The organism is Saccharibacillus deserti (genome assembly GCF_013618475.1).
Classification (GTDB): domain Bacteria; phylum Bacillota; class Bacilli; order Paenibacillales; family Paenibacillaceae; genus Saccharibacillus; species Saccharibacillus deserti.
The window spans coordinates 230,012-245,118 of the sequence record NZ_JABJVN010000007.1 but is presented as its reverse complement, the minus strand read 5'-3'; the positions used below and the strand labels follow the sequence as shown (position 1 = coordinate 245,118).

The 15,107-nt window shown below is 55.3% G+C and carries 12 protein-coding genes; 3 read left to right on the top strand and 9 right to left on the bottom strand.

The genetic code is table 11. From position 1 onward, the window contains the following. Positions 1–44 precede the first annotated feature (44 nt). Genes iolC through iolA form a run of 3 tightly spaced genes read right to left on the bottom strand, consistent with a single transcriptional unit; the run spans position 45 to position 3,388 of the window. A complete protein-coding gene (iolC, locus tag HOP44_RS17730) occupies positions 45–1,031 on the bottom strand; it encodes a 5-dehydro-2-deoxygluconokinase (RefSeq protein WP_172255719.1) in 987 nt (328 codons plus the stop codon). A 49-nt stretch (positions 1,032–1,080) separates the two neighbouring features. Next, entirely contained in the window at positions 1,081–1,899 is an 819-nt protein-coding gene (gene iolB, locus HOP44_RS17725) for a 5-deoxy-glucuronate isomerase (RefSeq protein WP_172255716.1), read from the bottom strand. Between the two features lie 25 nt (positions 1,900–1,924). Beyond that, on the bottom strand, positions 1,925–3,388 hold the full coding sequence (gene iolA / locus HOP44_RS17720) for a methylmalonate-semialdehyde dehydrogenase (protein ID WP_172255925.1): 1,464 nt from the start codon (positions 3,386–3,388) through the stop codon (positions 1,925–1,927). Between the two features lie 383 nt (positions 3,389–3,771). Between iolA and HOP44_RS17715 the strand changes: the two genes are divergently transcribed. Next, positions 3,772–4,521, top strand: a complete 750-nt coding sequence (locus HOP44_RS17715) for a DeoR/GlpR family DNA-binding transcription regulator (protein WP_172255713.1) — start codon at positions 3,772–3,774, stop codon at positions 4,519–4,521. Positions 4,522–4,570: 49 nt separating this feature from the next. After that, entirely contained in the window at positions 4,571–4,960 is a 390-nt protein-coding gene (locus tag HOP44_RS17710; protein WP_172255710.1) for a tautomerase family protein, read from the top strand. Positions 4,961–5,225: 265 nt separating this feature from the next. Here HOP44_RS17710 and iolI read toward each other — a convergent pair whose 3' ends face one another. From iolI to iolE, 4 genes are read right to left on the bottom strand one after another with little or no spacing between them, the layout of a single operon-like run. Further along, positions 5,226–6,074 (bottom strand): 2-keto-myo-inositol isomerase, encoded by an 849-nt coding sequence (iolI, locus tag HOP44_RS17705; protein WP_172255922.1) that lies wholly within the window; start codon positions 6,072–6,074, stop codon positions 5,226–5,228. Positions 6,075–6,118: 44 nt separating this feature from the next. Further along, on the bottom strand, positions 6,119–7,153 hold the full coding sequence (gene iolG, locus HOP44_RS17700; RefSeq protein WP_172255706.1) for a bifunctional inositol 2-dehydrogenase/D-chiro-inositol 1-dehydrogenase: 1,035 nt from the start codon (positions 7,151–7,153) through the stop codon (positions 6,119–6,121). 49 nt (positions 7,154–7,202) lie between these two features. Further along, positions 7,203–8,660: a sugar porter family MFS transporter gene (locus HOP44_RS17695; protein WP_172255919.1), complete on the bottom strand. Its 1,458-nt coding sequence runs from the start codon at positions 8,658–8,660 to the stop codon at positions 7,203–7,205. A gap of 16 nt (positions 8,661–8,676) precedes the next feature. Beyond that, positions 8,677–9,582 (bottom strand): myo-inosose-2 dehydratase, encoded by a 906-nt coding sequence (iolE, locus tag HOP44_RS17690; protein ID WP_172255703.1) that lies wholly within the window; start codon positions 9,580–9,582, stop codon positions 8,677–8,679. 362 nt (positions 9,583–9,944) lie between these two features. Here iolE and HOP44_RS17685 point away from each other — a divergent pair, with 362 nt between their 5' ends. Further along, complete coding sequence (locus HOP44_RS17685; protein ID WP_172255700.1) at positions 9,945–12,245, top strand: S8 family serine peptidase; 2,301 nt, start codon at positions 9,945–9,947, stop codon at positions 12,243–12,245. Between the two features lie 116 nt (positions 12,246–12,361). On the opposite strand, the gene HOP44_RS17680 is transcribed toward HOP44_RS17685, so the two are convergent. Together HOP44_RS17680 and HOP44_RS17675 are read right to left on the bottom strand one after the other, a co-directional pair. Beyond that, positions 12,362–13,159, bottom strand: a complete 798-nt coding sequence (locus HOP44_RS17680; RefSeq protein ID WP_172255698.1) for a formate/nitrite transporter family protein — start codon at positions 13,157–13,159, stop codon at positions 12,362–12,364. A gap of 198 nt (positions 13,160–13,357) precedes the next feature. Further along, the gene (locus HOP44_RS17675; protein ID WP_172255696.1) at positions 13,358–14,869 is read right to left on the bottom strand and encodes a methyl-accepting chemotaxis protein; all 1,512 of its coding nucleotides are present in this window, start codon (positions 14,867–14,869) and stop codon (positions 13,358–13,360) included. Positions 14,870–15,107: the final 238 nt, after the last annotated feature.

Sequence of the window (15,107 nt, the reverse complement as noted above, 5' to 3'; positions counted from 1 at the left end):
GGATCGTCCGCGGGCGTCGCATGCCCTCTTGTGCCGGCAAAGGGTCAGGAATTCAGAACGGGTTGGTTCGCGATCAAGGCCTCAATCTCTTCGACGCCCGGCATGGCGTCGGAAGAACTGTGACGGCTGACGACGATCGAAGCCGAAGCGCTGCCGTATTTAAGCGCCGTTTCCAGATCTTTGCCGGTCACGAGCGCGTACAGGAACGCCGAAGCGTACGAATCGCCCGCGCCGAACGTTTTGAGCACGTTCGTCCTGTAGGCGTGCGCCCGGAACGCACCGCCTTCCCGCGTGTAAGCGCAAGAGCCTTCCACGCCGTGCTTGATGACGACGGTCTGCGCCGAATGCGCGAACAGATAAGCCGTTGTTTGCCCGTTGGAGCCGCCTTCGGCGTTTTCCATCATGTCGTATTCGTCGCGGGTGCCGATCACGATGTCCGACTGCTCTGCCACGAGCGAATAGTAGACCGACGTTTCTTCCGCCGACTTCCACGTATAGGGACGGTAATCAAGCTCGAACACGACTTTGACATCGTTCTTTTTCGCCAGCCGGATCGCTTTAAGTACCGCTTCGCGCGAAGGGCTCTTCGCCAGCGCCGTGCCGGACACGATCAGCATGCCGGACTGTTTGATGTAATCCTCCCGTACCTCGTCCGCCCTCAAATACAGATCCGCCACATCGTCCCGGTACATCAGGATGCTGCATTCTTCCGGGCTTTTGATTTCCGTGAACGCAAGGCCCGTCTTGCGTCCTTCCGTATCGACGACCATGCCCGATACGTCGATGCCGGCTTTCTCCATGTAGCTTCGGATAAAGCGGCCGTGCTGGTCGTCGGCGAGTTTGCCGATGAAGCCCGCTCTCAGCCCCAGCTTCGCGGAGCCGATCGCGATATTGGCCGGGGAGCCGCCGACGTATTTGGTGAACGTCATCGTCTCTTCCATCGGCCGGTTGTATTCCGTCGCGTTCAGGTCGATGCAGGCCCGCCCGATCGCGATCAGGTCGAATGTTTTGCCGTTTGCCGCACTGCTCATATGTTCACAGCCCCTTTGGCGTTATTGATACGGATCGATACGCTATTCGCTATTCGCGATTCAAAATCCACTCGTGGTCGGGATCGTTATGGAATTTCCAGACGCGCTTCGGTCCGGCCATGACATTCAGGTAATAAGAAGCATAACCGTCGGGCACGCCCACCGGGTGATAGCCGGCCGGCACGATCACGACATCGCCGTGTTCGACGGCCATCGTCTCGTCCAAGCTGCGGTCGTCCGTATATACGCGCTGGAACAGGAAACCTTGGCCAGGATCGATCTCGTGGTAATACGTTTCTTCCAGGAACGACTCTTCCGGCAGATTGTCTTGGTCATGCTTGTGCGGCGGATAGCTGGAGAAGTTGCCGCCTTCCGTATACACTTCCACGACGAGCAGGCTGCTGGCCGAAGGATCCGAATCCGGCAAAATGTTGTGGACCGTGCGACGGTTCTGATACTTGCCACGCTGCTCGGTGCCAACTTCGTCCGCTTTGATCAGCTTGGTCGGCAGCGACAGGAGCGAAGGCGAGTAGCAGAGCGCCGCTCTCGCTTTCGACTTCCCTTCGATCCGGAACGACCGGCCGTCCGATACGAATACGCTGTCCGTCGGTCTGCGCTCGAACACGCTTTCCCGCGTTCCGATATTTTCGAAAACATGCTCGCCTTCGGTGACGGTAATCCGTCCGGTCAGTGCCACGATGCAGCATTCGTCGGCTTCCAGCGCTTCTTCGTAGACTGTTCCGGGTTCCAATTCGATCAGCCGGAATTCCACGTATTTCAGCCGCGAATCGCGCTTCACGACTTCCTGCACGATCTTGACTTCTCCCCGCTGCTCGTTCAGCGGTTTGCGCTGCAGATGGCTTGCCACGTTTATTCCTCCTTTTTGTTGAAGCTTATTCGAACCGGGGCTCCGTATAACGCGCCGTCACGACCTTTTTGCGGGTGTAGAAGTCGACGCTGTCTTTGCCGTTCGCGTGCAGCGTGCCGTAGAACGAAGACTTCCAGCCGGAAAACGGGAAGAACGCCATCGGGGCGGGTACACCCAGATTGATGCCGAGCATGCCGGCGTCGATATTCTCGCGGAAGTAACGGATCGCATGCGCGTTGCCGCTGAACAGGCAGGCGCCGTTGGCGAATTCCGACTTGTTGGCGACCTCGATGGCTTCTTTCAGGTTTTTGACGCGGATGACGGACAGCACCGGCGCGAAAATCTCGTCTTTCCAGATCGTCATGTCCGGCGTCACGCCTTCGAAGATCGTCGGCCCGATGAAATAGCCGTCGTCCGACATTCTCTCGCGTCCGTCGGTCAGCAGCGTCGCGCCTTCTTCGATTCCTTTTTCGATATAGGCCAGGGTGCGCGCCTTGTTCTCTTCGCGGATCACCGGACCGAGAAATACGCCGTCGTCGAGACCGTTGCCCATTTTCACGCCGAGCGTTTTCTCCTTGAGCCTGGCGATGAATTCGTCCGCGATGCCTTCTTCGACCGTCACGACCGCGCAGGCCATGCAGCGTTCGCCGGCCGAACCGAAAGCCGCCGACACGACGTTCGTGATCGTGTCTTCAAGGTTGGCGTCGTTGAGTACGATCGTATGGTTTTTCGCTCCGGTCAACGCCTGGACCCTTTTCAGGTTCTCGCTGCCCTTTTTGTAAACGTACTCGCCGACCGGCTTGGAACCGACGAACGAAATCGCTTTGATTTCCGGATGCTCCAGAATGCCGTTCACGACGTCGTGCGCGCCGTACACGATATTGAATACGCCGTCCGGCAGCCCCGCTTCGGTGAACAGCTCCGCCAGTCTTTCCGTCAGCAGCGGCGTGCGTTCCGACGGCTTCAGGATGAACGAGTTGCCGAGGGAAACGGCCATCGGGAACATCCAGCACGGCACCATCATCGGGAAGTTGAACGGAGCGATGCCGCCGACCACGCCGATCGGATAGCGATAATTCGCCGCTTCGACGTCCGTCGCGATGGAGGCGAGCGAGTCGCCCATCATCAGGGAAGGCGTACCGGCCGCGAACTCGACGTTCTCGATGCCGCGCTGCACTTCGCCGGACGCCTCGCTGAGGCTTTTGCCGTTCTCGATCGTAATCAGGCGGGCCAGCTCGTCCTTATGCTTGGTCAGCAGCTGCTGATAGTTGAACAGGATGCGGGCGCGCCGGGGAACGGCTACCTTTTTCCACTTGTCGAATGCCTCCTGCGCAACCTGGGCCGCATACTCTACATCTTCCCGGGTCGAAATCGGCACCTGACAGATCAGTTCCTTCGTCGCCGGATTGTAAACGTCTTCATATTGAGTCGTCTTGCTCTCTACCCATTTGCCGCCGATATAGTTCTTTAGCTTTCTTGTGGTCGCCATCGTGGACATATTCGTTCTCCTCTCGCAGTCGCTCCTGGCTGCAGGCCGCTCACCAAAACCGCTGTCACGTTTGATCATATCTTGGTTATGTTTTTATCATATCCAAACCAAACATGCCCGTCAAGTCCAAATCAACATGAAAAATAATCATTCTGCTTAAAAAATCATGAAAAATGCTGGATTTCTATGCTTTGATTTTATCATAACCTTGTCAGAAGCGGATTTTATTCGTCTTGGTTTTCAAATTGTATCCGTTACCATTTTTATCCCCATTCTTTTTAAAGGGTCATTATTAAGTATGTATTGATCATATATAATTAACTATTGATTAACTTTTGGATATCATTTATAATTTTGCGTATCAAACCAACAGGAGAATGCCTATGAAAGCCAGACGACTCCAGGATATCGAAGAATACATTCATGACCGGAAAAATGTCACGCTGGACGAACTGTGCTCGGCCTTCGACGTCTCCAAAAACACGATCCGTCGCGACATCAACCAGATTTTGCGAAAAGGCTCGATCGAGAAAGTTTACGGAGGCGTCGTGTCGGTCACGGAATTGGTTCCTTTCGAAAACCGCAATATCAAGCATCCAAACGAAAAAGCCGAAATCGGTCGGATCGCCGCCGGGTACGTCGAGGAGAACGATTTGATCTTCATCGATTCGGGAACGACGACCTGCAACATGGTCGGCTATCTCGACCCCGACAAACACCTGACCATTCTGACCAACAGTCTCGACGTCATTGACGGAGCGGCGAATATGCCGAACGTCAATCTGCTCGTGCTGGGAAGCACGTACAAACGCAAAACCCGCTCGTTCGTCGGCGTCGACGACGTGCGGATGCTGGAAAAGTACAACGTCAACAAAGCGTTCATGTCCGCCACCGGCGTCAGTCTGGTGCACGGCCTGACCAATTCCGATCTGCTGGAATACGAGATCAAGAAATCGATCGCCGGCCGGGCGGAAAAGCTTATTCTGCTGGCGGACGCCAGCAAATTCGGCCGCTCCACCCTGCTTACCTACGCTTCTTTCGCGGATCTCGACGTGCTGGTCACGTCCCGCGATCTGCCGCAGGAGTATCTCGAATCGTGCCGGTCCGGCGGAATCTCGCTGCGTCAGGTTTAAACATTCGCCGACTTACCCGAATCCCGTTATCATTGAAGGAGGAACCTGTATGCCGTTATTGCGTTTTGACGTTCAGGAAGGAAGAAGCCCCGAGGAGTTGAAAAAGCTGTTGGATTCCGCCCACGAGGCGATGGTCGAAGCCCTTGGCGTCCCTGCTTCCGACCGCTATCAGATCGTGCATCAGCATCCCGCCCACGAATTGGTCATCGAAGACACCGGCCTTGGTTACCCCCGTACCCGCGACATCGTCATCATCAGCGTCGTAAGCAAGACCCGTACGCCGGAGCAGAAAAAAAAGCTGTATGCCCTGCTCGCCGAGTATCTGCAGCGCGACTGCGGTATCGCTCCGACCGACCTTATGGTCTCGATCGCCGAGAACGGGGACGCGGATTGGTGCTTCGGACTGGGCAAGGCTCAGTTTTTGGAAGGCCTATTATGAGAGGAAGGCTGTAGGGGAGGTGAAAAAGCGGGTGCATTTGCTTAGTCGGCAAACGCACCCGCTTTTTGGGCTTTAAAGCGAGCTGAAGCGATGACGCGCGCATGAAACTAGCACCAGGTGGGCGCGCCGAGGACGACGCTGGGGATAAAAAGAACCCGTTAACGGACCTTCGTCCGTTGACGGATTTCAATGGTTCCGATGAAACGCAGAGTCGAGTGCGGGGGACGGAAGCAGCCCGGTGGAGAAATTCGGGCAGAACGGAATCTTAAGCCAGCGCTTCGATCGGATAATGGCGGGACACGACTTCGAGCGTCGTTTTCTTGGCCGTACGGATCGTTTCCTCGGCTTCCAGCTCGTAATATTCCGGACGGAACAGTTCGACGGACACGGCACCGCCGTAACCTTTGGTGCGCAGCGTGGACAGCAGGTAATCCAGATCGATCGCGCCTTGCCCCGGCCATACGCGGTCTTCGTCCGTCAGCAGTCCGATCTGGAAATCTTCGGTGTCGTCGATATGCAGGATGAAGATTTTGGAACCGTCGGCGCGCTCCAGATCCTCGCGTTTGGAGCCCATCGCGTGGAAATGGAAGCAGTCCAGTACCAAGCCGACATTGTCGCGGTCCACTTCTTCAACGATGTCGTACGCTTCGCCGAACGTATTGACCGTGCACTGCGGATGGCCGACGAATTCGACGGCGATGCCGATGCCGTAAGGCTTCGCGATATCCGACAGCTCGCGCAGCACGCTTACGCTGCTGGAACGGATCTCCGAACGCGTGATTTTCTCTTCGGTCACGAGCGGTACGGCGACAACGTAGCGGACGCCGAGCTTGGAGCCCCATTCCATCATCAGTTTGAACTCGTCGATAATTTTGTCATGGTCTTCCTCGCTGCGGTTGTTGAAGAACACCAACGCGTTGAATGCCAGCGGCTTGATATGATGCGATTCGAAATAGACGGCCAGATCGTCGAGCGAATGGCTTTCCAAATATTCCGGCAGTTTGTCCATCGTGCGGATTTCGATATAATCGTAGCCGTGTTTTTCGCACAGCTCCAGGTCCTTTTCCAGGTTCGAGTTGTTGAGCGTCGTCGCCTGATTGAAGCACAGTCTCATTGTCATTCCCGCCTTTTCTTAAAATAGTGTGGAGAGAGCCGGGCTTAAGCCTGGCTCGGGGTGCGTTCTTCGTACAGCGCCGGCTTCTCGCCCAGCTCGATTTCTTCGCGTCCGCCGCTCTGCTGCGCTTTGACGCAGGCATCCGCCGTTACCGCCGCGATATAGCCGTCCCATGCCGTCGGTCCCTGCGGTTCCCCGCCGTTTCCGACCGAATCGATAAAGTTCTGAATCTCGCGATCGTAAGCGTCGATAAAGCGGTCTTTCCAATCCATCAGGATGTCCGTTCCCCGCGTCGCTTGCTTGCGGAAGGAAATGCTCGACGGTTCCGGCAGCTTGATTATGCCTTCTTCCCCGATGACTTCGCACTGGATGTCGTAGCCGTAGCGGCAGTTGACGAAGATTTCGGCCGTGATCAGGATGCCGCCGTGCGTTTCCAGCGTAACGACCTGAGGATCGCCCAGATGGCCGGAAGCGTGACGCGATTTTTTGGGGAACGCGACCTGCACGGATTTGTAGTCGTCGTTAACCAGCCAATGCAGCACGTCGATTTCGTGGATCAACGTATCGGTGATCGCCATGTCCGTCGTGTAGCCGTCGCCCACTTCCGGATTGCGGTGCGCGCAGCGAATCATCAGCGGCTCGCCGATAAAGCGTTCGTCGATCGCCTTTTTGAGCTGCACGTATCCGCTGTCGTAGCGGCGCATGAAGCCGACCTGCACGAGACGTTTGCCATGGCGGATTTCGGCGTCGACGATCCGGCGGCAGCCTTCGGCCGTCGTGGCGAGCGGTTTTTCGCAAAAGACGTATTTACCCGCTTCGATCGCGGCAAGCACGCTCTGCTCGTGCGCCGGACCCCAGCTCGTGACCAGCACCGCGTCGACGTTGCCCTGCGCCAGCAGCGTTTTATCGTCCGGGAACACCTGAGCGTCCAGCCCGAAATTTTCCACGACCGCCTTCGCGGCCTCCTGATTCACGTCGGTAACCGCCGTGATTTTGCCTCCCGACAGATTGCGCGCAATGCGCCGGATATGCTCCCGTCCGATCGCTCCCGTACCGATTACCCCGATGTTCAATGCCATATCCATCTTCCTCCTCGAATTCGTATGAATGCCGTTTAAACGAGCTTCTTTATTTCAGCGTGCTGTCGGAGACCGAAGCGGCTTTGGCGGTATAACCCTGATCCACGGCCTGTCTTTCCGAAGCGGATTTGCCGTGATTCCGGAAATTCTCTTCGACTTGTTCCAACGTCAAGCCTTTCGTTTCGGGCAGGAACATCTTGACGAAGGTGATTGCACCCAGGCCGAGCGCCGCGAAGATGTAGAACGTCGCAGACAGCCCCATTCCGGCGAGAAGCACCGGGAACAGCAGGCCGACCGCAAAGTTGATCATCCAAAGGAAGAAGACGGTCGTGCCCATTCCGATGCCGCGCAGACGAAGCGGGAAAATCTCGGACAGCATCAGCCACGTCACCGGAGAAATCGCGCCCTGTTGGAAAGCCAGGAAGGTAACGGTCAGGAACAGCACGACGTAAGGCAGCGCTGCCGATCCTTCGAGCACGGACGACATCACGCCGATCAACAGCAGCGCGCACGTCGTGCCGATCAGTCCGGTAATCAGCATCGGACGGCGTCCGACGCGGCCTAGCAGCCAGATGCCGACGAAGGTGGCGACGACGGAAATGATACCGTTTGCAATGTTGCCGATCAGCGCTGCTCGGGTAGCGAATCCGGCATCTTTCAAAATTTCCGTGCCGTAATACATAATCGAATTGACGCCGGTGATCTGCTGCACGATCGCGATGCCGATGCCGATCAGCATGATCCGGCGAATCCACGGTGTACCCAGATCTTTGAAGCTCGCTTTCTGCAGTCCGCGTTCCTGATGCACGGTAGTCTCGATCTGCATCAGTTCTTCCTGCGCCTCGCCTTCGCTGCGCATCTTGCGCAGCACGCCGAGCGCGTCGTTCGTCCGGTCCTTCGCGACCAGCCAGCGCGGACTTTCCGGCACGCGGAACATGCCGATAAACAGGAAGATAGCCGGAAGCGCGGCAATGACGAGCATGTAGCGCCAAACGTGCGGATGTTCGCCCATGAACGAACCGAGAATCGCGTTGATGACGAAAGCCGCCAATTGGCCGCTGACGATCATCAGCTCGTTGCGGGTCACGATGCCGCCGCGCTGGTCCGCAGGCGCTACTTCCGCCAGATAGGACGGCACGGTTACGGATGCGCCGCCTACCGCCAAGCCGAGCATAAAGCGGGCTACGATCATGATTTCCATATTCGGAGCCAGCGTACAACCCAGCGTGGCGAAGAAGAACAGGATCGACAGCCACATAATGTTTTTGCGACGGCCGTTGCGGTCGGACAAGCGGCCGCCGAATACCGCGCCGATCGCGGCGCCGAAGAGCAGCGAACTGGACACCATCCCTTGTCCGAGCGCGTTCAGGTTAAGCTGGCTGGGATCGGACATATAAGGTAGCGCGCCGTTGATCACGCCGGTATCATAACCGAACAACAGTCCGCCGAGTGTCGAAATCAGAATGACTTTGGTCAGGAAAGACTTTTGAGCCGTGCCTTTTTGCATGTCGATCGCCTCTCTCTCAAGTCTGGATTGGAGTCTGCGCCAGCAGCCTTTCATTAATATAGCGCCTTGCCATCAAAGCGTATTCCAGCGGATGCGCCGCTTCGGGATCCTGTTCCGCTTCGACCACGATCCAACCTTTGTACCCGCCGGCAATCAGAAAGTCGAACACTTCCTTGAAATCGATGCAACCGTCGCCCGGCACCGTAAACATGCCGCTCAGGAACGATTGCATAAAGGACTTTCCGCTTCCCCGGCACTCGTCCAGCACATTCTGGCGCGCATCCTTGAAATGCACATGGCCGATGCGGCCGATATGTTTGCGCAAAACCGTCATGCAGTCCCCGTCCGACACGAAAATATGTCCCGTATCGTACAAGAGCTGCACGCGCGCCGGATCGGTGCCATTCATCAGGCGATCGATCTCCTCCGCCGTCTGGACGCTCGTTCCCATGTGATGATGGTACGCGAGACGCAGGCCGTATTCCCGAGCGATGCCCCCCAGTTCATTCAACCCTTCGCACAGCGCGTCCCATTCCGCGTCGTCGAACTTCGGTTTTTCGGCGAAAACGTTGAGCTCCGATCCCTGGACGCTGCCTGTCTGCTCGGAAACGACGATTACGTCCGCTTTTACGTCCTGCAAATAGCGGCACTGCGTCCGGAACGGGCCGACGACCCGATCAAGTCCGTCGCGGACGATGAAACTGCTGAACCATTGGCCGGCAATCCGGAGATTGCGCAGCCCGAGTTCTTTGTTCAAAATACGGGCTTCCGGAAAAAAGCCGCCCACTTCCGTTCCTTCGAATCCGGCTACGACAATGTCGCTTAACAAATGCTGCAGCGTATTGCCCGCGCCGATCTCCGGTATGTCGTCGTTCCGCCAGCCAATCGGCGCAATACCCCAGGCGATGTCTTGTTCTCTCATGACCGTTCCCCTTTGCAGTAATATGAATGCGCTTGCCTTTTTCGATGATGTATTGATTAACTTTTGATCATTATGTGATTATATAGTAATTCTAAAAGCGCTTACAGTCAACTTTTTTCTAAAAAAATTTCGCTATTTCGAAAAAAAGAAACGATAACCCTTCATTTCATTCATCAAAATACCTATTAATGGTCAACTCTTGATCACATGTATGGTAAAGCATTCAAACCTGCTTTCTCTTTGTCCGTCTAAAAATGAATATTTCACACAATCGTGTAGCAAACGCTAAAATTCGGCTTCATCGACGCCGATATATGTATTTGACCGAATTTGTCGAATTTACGAGGAGGAGAACATACACCATGAATAGAAAGCATCTGTCTGTCGCCCTGTCTTCCCTGCTCGTTCTGCCTTTACTGGCTCCGTCCGGTACACCGTCGGCTCCAACGGCTTTTGCCGCAGACGGTCCGGATCAAGAAGTGGTGATCGTCTATAAAAACGAGGACGGCAAAGAAGCCGCCCTCGAACAAAGCGAAGAAATCCGGCACGAGTTCGAAACGGTTCCCGCCGTATCGGCCGCCGTCAGTCCGGAAGAACTCCGGGATCTCGCGCAGAACCCGGATATCGCCTATATTGAACGCAATATCTCTTTCCAGACGACCGACATTGAAGGGATGGGTACGACTCCTTCCGCGAACTTCGACGAGCAGTCGCGTTGGAACTATCAAACCGTTGCCCCCAATATGATGTGGCAGCAGGGCTTTACCGGACAAGGCGTCAAAGTCGCCGTCATCGATTCCGGTATTTCTCCTCACCCGGAGTTTAAGATTGCAGGGGGCATTTCTTCCGTTGGCCCCGGCACAAACCTCAACTACGCAGACGATAACGGTCACGGCACACATGTTGCCGGCATTATCGCTGCCGATAGCGGAGCAGGTTTAGTCACAGGTATGGCTCCCGGTATCTCTCTCTACGGCGTCAAGGTATTGGATTCAGGCGGAACAGGCACGCTTCAAGATGTGCTGGAAGGCTTGGACTGGGCAATCGAGAACGATATGAATATCATCAACCTCTCGCTCGGCACTCCCGATGATTCGAAGGCTCTGCACGATATGGTCGATAAGGCCTACAATAAAGGTATCGTGGTAGTCGCTTCCGCCGGCAACAGCGGAACAGCTTCGAACGTAAATGAAGATACGGTTAACTATCCGGCCAAATATGAAAGTGTTATTTCTGTAGCTGCAGTTGACCAAAACCTGGAACATGCAGCCTTTTCATCGGCTGGACCTAGAGTGGACTTTTCCGCTCCTGGCGTTGCAATCGCATCGACGTATCCATCTGCTCTCGGTTATTCTTATCGCGGAATGAGCGGCACTTCCCAAGCGGCTCCTCACATCGCCGGCGAGCTGGCTCTGCTCAAGGAGAAAAACCCTTCGGCCTCTCCTGCCGTTCTGCGCCAACTGCTGAAAGATTATACGGTTGATCTCGGAACCGCCGGCCGTGATCGCTTGTATGGAGAAGGCTTGGTAACGTTTAAATCGACAGCCGATACGACTGCATCGTCCGAAGTCAAAGATGCAGGCGTCGTCTCCTCCACTTCGGATAGCCTGACACTGGGGTGGACGCTTCCTGCTGATTACGACTTTAAAGAAGTTCGCGTATATAATGGACCTTCTATTCAACCGACGACGGTAACAGGCATCACTTATCAAGCCACAAACCTGAATCCCGATACCGCTTACCAGTTCCGTCTCACTACAGTCGATACAGCTGGCAACGAATCATTGGGCGTTACGGTTTCGGGAAGAACACAACTTCTTCCGGCTGAGAACGAAATAGCTCAGACTCCGGTTCAACCGACTTTGACGGAACCCGCTGCGGCTCCGGATGCTCCACCTGCCGTTGTTCAAGCTCCTGTTACGGTGACGCCGGCCCCTTCGGGCGGCAGCGCGCAGATCCCTTCGGGCGGTAGCGGCGGTGGTGGCGGTGGCGGAGCAGCCGCTCCGGCACCTGTGGCTCCGGCAGCACCTGCTCCGGCAGCACCCGCTCCGGCAGTACCGGCAGCCGTCGTACCGGCCAAGCCTGCGGCCCAGCCGGCGGTAACGCCTCCGGCACCGGTCGTCTCCGCTCCGGCCCAACCTCCCGCGGCGCCTTCCGTTTCGGTCGCCCTGCCTTTCCCGGATATCAAACCGACCTTCTGGGGACGCGAGACGATCGTCTGGGGCTTTGAGCGCGGCCTGGTCAAAGGCTATGCCGACGGCCAGTTCAAGCCGGGCAGCACGGTAACGGAATCCGAATTCCTGGCCATGCTGATCCGCGCGTTCGAGCCGGAAGTGAAAAATGCCGTTTCCGGCACATGGTCGAACACGTATTACACCCGCGCCAAACAGCTGAATCTGCCGCTCAAAGGCTATTCGTCCAAAACGGCGCGCGGCCAGAAGCTGACCCGCGTTCAGGTCGCCGAGCTGCTCGCATCCGCCAACGGCGTCGAGCGCACCGGCAATGATGCGATCCGTTACGTGCTCTCCTCCGGGATCGCCAGCGGCAGCAGCAAGACGCAGAAAACGGTCGCTTCGTTCAAAGGAAACGCTACGCTTACGCGGGCCGAAGCGCTTCAGTTCATCAAGAACCTGACAGAGAAAGGCGGCGGCAGCCTGAAGTAGGATCTGCCCCGACCCAAAAAGAACGGCACACCGACTTGATCGGTGTGCCGTTCTTTGGTTTGTCATTCGGCAAATTCCGCTTTGCCTGCCTGCAGACGCGTTCTTTTTCAAACCGTTCAGTGCTTGCCCGCTTCTTCTTCGTTCAAAAACGGCTTATTGACGTAGAAATACATGAACCCCATCAGTCCGGCGCCGCCGACCAGATTGCCAAGCGTAACCGGAACCAGATTGTGTACGACGCCCGCCATGGAAATCTCCGCCGGATGGTTAACGACAAGCGCGATCGCGAACGTACACATGTTGGCAATACTGTGTTCGTAGCCCGAGATGAAGAAGCAGAACACGAACAGCATCATCGCGAACATCTTCGCTCCGTTTTCCTTCATGAACATTGGCACGAAGAACGCCATACAGACCAGCCAGTTACACAAAATCGCGCGGAAGAACAGCTGGCTCGTCGGCGCTTCCATCTTGTGCTGGACCACGTTGAGCAGAAATCCGTTGATATCCGGCGAAGCAAACAGCCCCGTCAGGAAAATGAATCCCGCGAACAGCGCCGCTCCCATCAGATTGCCTGCGTAACTCGTGACCCACAGCTTGAAGACTTCGGTCCATTTCATTTTTTTGCGCAGCGCCGTATACGTATAATAGAATGTATTGCCCGTAAACAGATCGCCGCCTCCGTAGGAGATCAGGATGATCGCCGCGCCGAACGTGATCGCCGCCATCGGATAAGCCATCGGCGATTCGACCAGGTAGAAAAAGCCGCCTGCCCGGAAAGCGACGATAACGCCAAACCCGATAAACATGCTGGCCAGAATCGAGCGCAGGATATAGCGGACGACGCTTTGCTTGTAAATCTTGTGCTTTTTGAGTGCCAATAACTCCACGTTCCTGAGAGCCTCTGTTTCCATGTCAACCTCCGCTATCCCTGGATTTTGTAGGTACGGACCGGAAAAAAGTTAAGCTGATGCGATTGTTTTATGCTTAACACGTCCGTTTGCCTTTGAATCATTTCCCCATTGTAACGGAGAGCGGAGACGACAGGTAGAGGAACACGAATGATTTTAACGTCCGCGCCGGATCTGAACGTCCGACGCTTCGGATAGGGGTTACAATTCCCGGATGGTATCGACCAGCGATTTCGTCATCATGTTGATTTCGTCCATGGAGGCGTTCACTTGTTCCGTCAACGCCGCTTGCGTTTGCGTATACGAGGTCATATTGCCGATATGCTCCAAAATTTCGTCAATGAGCATTTTCGTTTCGTTTAAAACCTTGTCGATATTGTTCGTGGCTTCCGCGCTGTGAATAGCCAGCTTGCGCACTTCGCCGGCAACAACCGCAAAACCGTTGCCGAGCTCTCCGGCTCGAGCCGCCTCAATGGCGGCATTCAGGCCGAGCAGATTGGATTGATTGGCAATTTCCCTGATCGAATCCGAGATGCTGCGGGTCGCGTCCGCGCTTTTTTTGGCCTCTTTTGCGGCCTGCGTCGATTTTTCTTGAGCTCCGGCCATTTCCTGTGCTTGGCTGGATACCGATTCGATCGCGCTTGCCATTTCGTCCATCGAATAGGAAAGCTCTTGCATACGGCCGTTCATGGCCGTCGAAACTTCGCGCTTTTTCCGCTCGAGCGTCACGTCCCGAATAGTACCGGCTACGCGCAGCGGAACTCCCTGGGCATCGCGGATCGTTTCGCCGCCGGCATGAAACCACCGATATTCGCCGCTTTTAAGCTGCAGCCGGTAATCCAGGTCATAAGGCGTTCTGCCGGAATAATCGTTCATATGCTCCGCAAACGCCTGAATCGTCCGTTCGGCATCTTCAGGATGAAGCCGGCTGCTCCAGCTGTTGAAAACGTTCGGGAAATCATTTTCGTTCTGGAATCCCAGCGTCTTTCTGAATTGGGGCGACCACCAAAATTCGTTGTTCGGATTGACGACGTCTCCCGCAACGACCGTCATGTCCCAAGGCGCCTCGACCAAAGCCCGATTGATCAATTCGTAACGGTCCACGTAATCCGCAAGTTCCTGTTCCTTTATTTTCTTGTCGTGGATATCGAAAAGGGCTCCCGCTACGCGAAGAGGAATGCCTTTCCCGTCCCTGACGGTCGTTCCGGTAGCCTGAAACCAGCGGTAGCCGCCGTTCTTCAATTGGAGCCGGTATTCAATGTCGTAGGGGGTTTTGCCCGTGTGATCCAGCAGATGGTCGGCAAAAGCTTGAAGAACCCAATGATAGTCCTCGGGATGCAGTCTGGATGCCCAGCTGTCCAGCACGTTGGGGAAATCTTTTTCATCCCTGAATCCGACCATGGCGCGGAACTCGTCGGTCCAGGTAAAAGTATTGTTGGGATTAACGGGATCCCCTGCCACTACGTCCATGTCCCACAACCCGACCTGAATAGCCTGCGTAACAAGCCGCAAACGTACGCCTATATGCTCCTCGCGCTTTTTCGCGATGTGCAAAGCCTGATTTAAATTTTGAATGAATTCTTGAAGTTGAGGGGAATAGCCCGGAGAAGAAGCGAACTCCGCAGAGTCTCCCTTTTCGGCATTTTGTATCAATAGGCGGCTTTCCTGCAGTAATGATGTAAGGTCGAAGCTGTGATTGTCTTTTCTAAACATACATTCAAATCCTTCCTATTCATGTCGATGATCAAATATTCCGCGCTTGGGAGACCTAACAATCGGACAATACAAACTTTGTGCAATCAGTCCTTGAGCTTTCTCTTTATTTATCGTCGTTCGAAAATAAAATTGTAGATAAACTCGCATTTTGTCGAATTTGATCAAATATTATGGAGACTTTAATCCGGCACGCGCAGGAACGCCGGTAAAAGCAGCTTTGAAGCCGAGCCATTTA

Excerpts from the sequence above, each read along its gene's own strand:
- iolC (WP_172255719.1), bottom strand. The coding sequence starts at position 1,031 with ATGAGCAGTGCGGCAAACGGCAAAACATTCGACCTGATCGCGATCGGG.
- iolA (WP_172255925.1), bottom strand. The coding sequence starts at position 3,388 with ATGGCGACCACAAGAAAGCTAAAGAACTATATCGGCGGCAAATGGGTA.
- HOP44_RS17715 (WP_172255713.1), top strand. The coding sequence starts at position 3,772 with ATGAAAGCCAGACGACTCCAGGATATCGAAGAATACATTCATGACCGG.
- HOP44_RS17710 (WP_172255710.1), top strand. The coding sequence starts at position 4,571 with ATGCCGTTATTGCGTTTTGACGTTCAGGAAGGAAGAAGCCCCGAGGAG.
- iolI (WP_172255922.1), bottom strand. The coding sequence starts at position 6,074 with ATGAGACTGTGCTTCAATCAGGCGACGACGCTCAACAACTCGAACCTG.
- iolG (WP_172255706.1), bottom strand. The coding sequence starts at position 7,153 with ATGGCATTGAACATCGGGGTAATCGGTACGGGAGCGATCGGACGGGAG.
- HOP44_RS17695 (WP_172255919.1), bottom strand. The coding sequence starts at position 8,660 with ATGCAAAAAGGCACGGCTCAAAAGTCTTTCCTGACCAAAGTCATTCTG.
- iolE (WP_172255703.1), bottom strand. The coding sequence starts at position 9,582 with ATGAGAGAACAAGACATCGCCTGGGGTATTGCGCCGATTGGCTGGCGG.
- HOP44_RS17685 (WP_172255700.1), top strand. The coding sequence starts at position 9,945 with ATGAATAGAAAGCATCTGTCTGTCGCCCTGTCTTCCCTGCTCGTTCTG.
- HOP44_RS17680 (WP_172255698.1), bottom strand. The coding sequence starts at position 13,159 with ATGGAAACAGAGGCTCTCAGGAACGTGGAGTTATTGGCACTCAAAAAG.
- HOP44_RS17675 (WP_172255696.1), bottom strand. The coding sequence starts at position 14,869 with ATGTTTAGAAAAGACAATCACAGCTTCGACCTTACATCATTACTGCAG.